Source organism: Mesorhizobium sp. M1A.F.Ca.IN.020.06.1.1, assembly GCF_004023265.1.
Lineage (GTDB): Bacteria > Pseudomonadota > Alphaproteobacteria > Rhizobiales > Rhizobiaceae > Mesorhizobium.
Genome location: NZ_RZSR01000679.1, coordinates 1 through 3382, shown reverse-complemented (window position 1 = coordinate 3382; position 3382 = coordinate 1). Strand labels below are relative to the sequence as shown.

Annotated in this window: 4 protein-coding genes and 1 pseudogene; 3 read left to right on the top strand and 2 right to left on the bottom strand. The window is 62.7% G+C overall.

Features of this window, described 5'->3' with window-relative positions; genetic code table 11:
* The first annotated feature begins 321 nt into the window (after window positions 1-321).
* From EOA60_RS24905 to EOA60_RS24895, 3 genes are all read left to right on the top strand, one after another.
* On the top strand, window positions 322-720 hold the full coding sequence (locus EOA60_RS24905; RefSeq protein WP_067321589.1) for an NADH:ubiquinone oxidoreductase subunit NDUFA12: 399 nt from the start codon (window positions 322-324) through the stop codon (window positions 718-720).
* 115 nt (window positions 721-835) lie between these two features.
* A complete protein-coding gene (locus tag EOA60_RS24900; RefSeq protein WP_095824712.1) occupies window positions 836-1402 on the top strand; it encodes a DUF2155 domain-containing protein in 567 nt (188 codons plus the stop codon).
* 69 nt (window positions 1403-1471) lie between these two features.
* Window positions 1472-1855, top strand: coding sequence for a hypothetical protein (locus EOA60_RS24895; RefSeq protein ID WP_095824711.1), 384 nt, complete (start codon window positions 1472-1474; stop codon window positions 1853-1855).
* Between the two features lie 9 nt (window positions 1856-1864).
* Here EOA60_RS24895 and aat read toward each other — a convergent pair whose 3' ends face one another.
* A complete protein-coding gene (gene aat / locus EOA60_RS24890) occupies window positions 1865-2482 on the bottom strand; it encodes a leucyl/phenylalanyl-tRNA--protein transferase (protein ID WP_095824710.1) in 618 nt (205 codons plus the stop codon).
* A gap of 23 nt (window positions 2483-2505) precedes the next feature.
* Window positions 2506-3382: pseudogene (locus EOA60_RS24885) on the bottom strand (ATP-grasp domain-containing protein); the annotation flags it as partial.

Genomic DNA, 3382 nt, shown 5'->3' with positions numbered 1-3382 from the left:
GGTATAGGCGGTTAGACAAACGATCGGCACGCCGCCCTTGCGGCGACGAATGTCTTCGGCGCCGATCCGATTGCCGGTGGACCGTTCTGGGGCCAATCGTCACCTCCCTCAACCGGCGCGGGCCGGCCGCCAGCTTTGCCGGGCGTGCGAGCTTTAGAAACTGCGCAAACGCTTGGCAAGCCGAGGTGGCGATATCTCCACGCGTGTATCGATTTAGCGCACGAAGCATTTACATCGCAGGCTGGGCAAAACCCTTGCCTTCGCGTTGACCTGACGCCATAAGCAGGAAACGGCGCGGCCGCTGCCGCAACGAGGATCTGGATGAAGACTTTCCTGCTGCAGTTTTTCACCTGGTGGAACAGCCAGACGCTTGGCACGCGCTTCCACACCTGGCGCTTCGGCAACAAGGTCGGCGAGGACGAGGTCGGCAACGTCTATTACGAGGGCGGCATCGATTCGGAAGGTCGCACCCGCCGCTGGGTCATCTATCGTGACTATTCCGAAGCCTCGAAGATCCCTCCGGGATGGCATGGCTGGATGCATCATCGCGTCGACACGCCTCCGTCGAGCGAAAGCTATAAGGCTCGTGATTGGCAGAAGCCGCACCGTCCCAACCTCACAGGAACGCCGGGCGCCTATCGCCCGCAAGGTTCCATTCTGACCAACCAGCATCGCCCGCAAGTCACCGGCGACTACGACGCTTGGACGCCCGGTTCGTAAACGCGTTTCGGTCTTTTGTCGCCACAATTGGCGTTTAGCTGCTTGCTGATAGCGCAGCCCTGACTAGCCTTGGGCGATTAGAGAATCACCCGGGCGCAACCACCGGTATCCCTGCATGAACTCTTTCGGCCGACTCTCGACGGGACTGTTCGCGGCAGCGTCCGTTCTGGCTGCCTCGACGGCAGGGTTCGCCGCCGCGCAGACACCGGCGGCGCCGGCGGTTTCCGACCGCATCACCAATCCGGTCGCCGAATTCGCCGGCATCGACAAGATCACCGGCCGCATCATCACCTTCGACGTCTATATCGACGAGACGGTGCAGTTCGGCGCCCTGCAGGTGACGCCGCGCGTCTGCTACTCTCGGCCTGAGACCGAACAGCCGAAGACCGATTCCTTCGTCGAGGTCGACGAGATCACGCTCGATCGCAAGATCCGCCGTATCTTTACCGGCTGGATGTTCGCCGAAAGCCCCGGTCTCAACGCGGTCGAGCACGCCGTCTATGACGTCTGGCTGAAGGGCTGCAAGCAAAAATCGGACGTGCCGCCGCCGACCGCCGCCAAGGCCGATACGGGCAAGCCGAAGACGAATGCCGCCAAGCCGAAGCCGCCTGCCGAGGCAGCGCCTGAGCCGTCGGACGCGGCGCCCGCGCCGGATGGCGCCGACACCACAGACACGAACTGATCTCGGAACTCTCGGAACCCTCTTTTTCGCAATCCGTTGGATAAACGGTGATGGCGACGGGAGATTTCCATGGCAACGATCAGGCCGATCACTGCCAGCAAGAAAGAGCTTCTCGGTATCGAGAAAGGCTTCTGGACCGGCGATTCCGCATATTTCGCGGCCCACGCCGATGTGGATTGCCTCGTCGCCTTTCCGGAGATGGCGCAGGCGATGACGAATGCCGATCTGGCCAAGACCGCCACCGAGCCCAATCGCTGGCGCGATCTCGACATTCGGCTGAAAGGCATGGTCGAACCCGGCAGCGATATCGTCATGCTAACCTACGAGGCGCGCGCGACGCGGGAAAACGGCGAGCCGTATGCCGCTCTCGTCAGCACCGGCTATGTTCATCGCGCCGATGGCTGGAAGATGATGTTTCATTCCCAGACGCCAATTGAAACTGCGAGCGGGTGACCGCTTACCTCAGGGATAAAAGACCGCTTCGCCCTTCAGGGCCTCGGCCAGCATTTTTTCGTAGCGGCTGCGCGGCACGTCGATGGCGCCGAAGCGCTTCAGGTGCTCGGTGGTGAACTGCGTGTCGAGGAGCGCGAAGCGGCGTTCGTTCAGCCGCTCGACGAGATAATAGAGGCAGGTCTTCGAGGCGTCGGTTTCCCGGGCGAACATGCTTTCGCCGAAGAAGACGCGCCCGAGTGACACCCCATAGAGACCGCCGGCCAGCCGGCCCTCGCGCCACGCCTCGACGGAATGGCAGTGGCCCAGCCGATAGAGCTCGACATAGGCTTCGCGGATCGGCGCGTTGATCCAGGTCGAGCGGCGCTCGTCGCGCCTTTCCGCGCAGCCGTCGATCGTCGCCTCGAAGTCGAAATCGTAGCGGATGTCGAAAGGGTGCCTGCGGATCGTCTTCTTCAGACTGCGCGGCGTGTGGAATCCGTCGAGCGGGATGATGCCGCGCGTCTCCGGCCGCACCCAGAACACTTCCGGGTCGGTGGCGCTCTCTGCCATCGGGAACACGCCCGAGGCATAGGCTTTCAGCAGCAGGTCGGTCGGGATGCGGTAGCCGGGCGCGTAGGGACGAGTCATTGCGCCATTATAACCGCAAGATCCTATTCCTCCTTGGCCAAATATTTCTCAAGCCAGTGGATGTCGTAATCGCCGTTGGCGATATCCGGATTTCCGACGAGGTCGCGGAACAGCGGCAGCGTCGTCTTGATGCCGTCGACAACGAATTCGTCGAGCGCCCGGCGCAGCCGCATCATGCATTCGACGCGGTTGCGGCCATGCACGATCAGTTTGCCGATCAGGCTGTCGTAATAGGGCGGGATCCGGTAGCCGGAATAGACGCCGGAATCGACGCGGATGCCGAGGCCGCCCGGCGTGTGGAAATGCGTGATCGTACCGGGCGACGGCGTGAACGTGCGCGGATCCTCGGCGTTGATGCGGCACTCGATGGCGTGGCCGTTGAACTTGATGTCTTCCTGCTTGACCGACAGTCCGCCGCCGGAGGCGACACGGATCTGTTCATGCACGAGGTCGATGCCGGTGATCGCTTCGGTCACCGGATGCTCGACCTGCAGGCGTGTGTTCATCTCGATGAAATAGAATTCACCGTTCTCGTAGAGGAATTCGATCGTGCCGGCGCCGGAATAGCCAAGATCGGCGATCGCCTTGGCGCAGATGCCGCCGATGCGCGCACGTTCCTCGGCGTTAAGGGCCGGTGAGTTCGCTTCCTCCCACACCTTCTGGTGGCGGCGTTGCAGCGAGCAGTCGCGCTCGCCGAAATGCACGCCGCGTCCGGCGCCGTCGCCGAACACCTGCAATTCGATATGGCGCGGCTTTTCCAGATATTTCTCGATGTAAACGGCGTCGTCGCCGAAGGCAGCGCCGGCTTCGGATCTGGCGGTCTGCAGCGCCACTTCGAGGTCGGCTTCGGTGCGGGCGACCTTCATGCCGCGGCCGCCGCCGCCGGCCGAAGCCTTGATG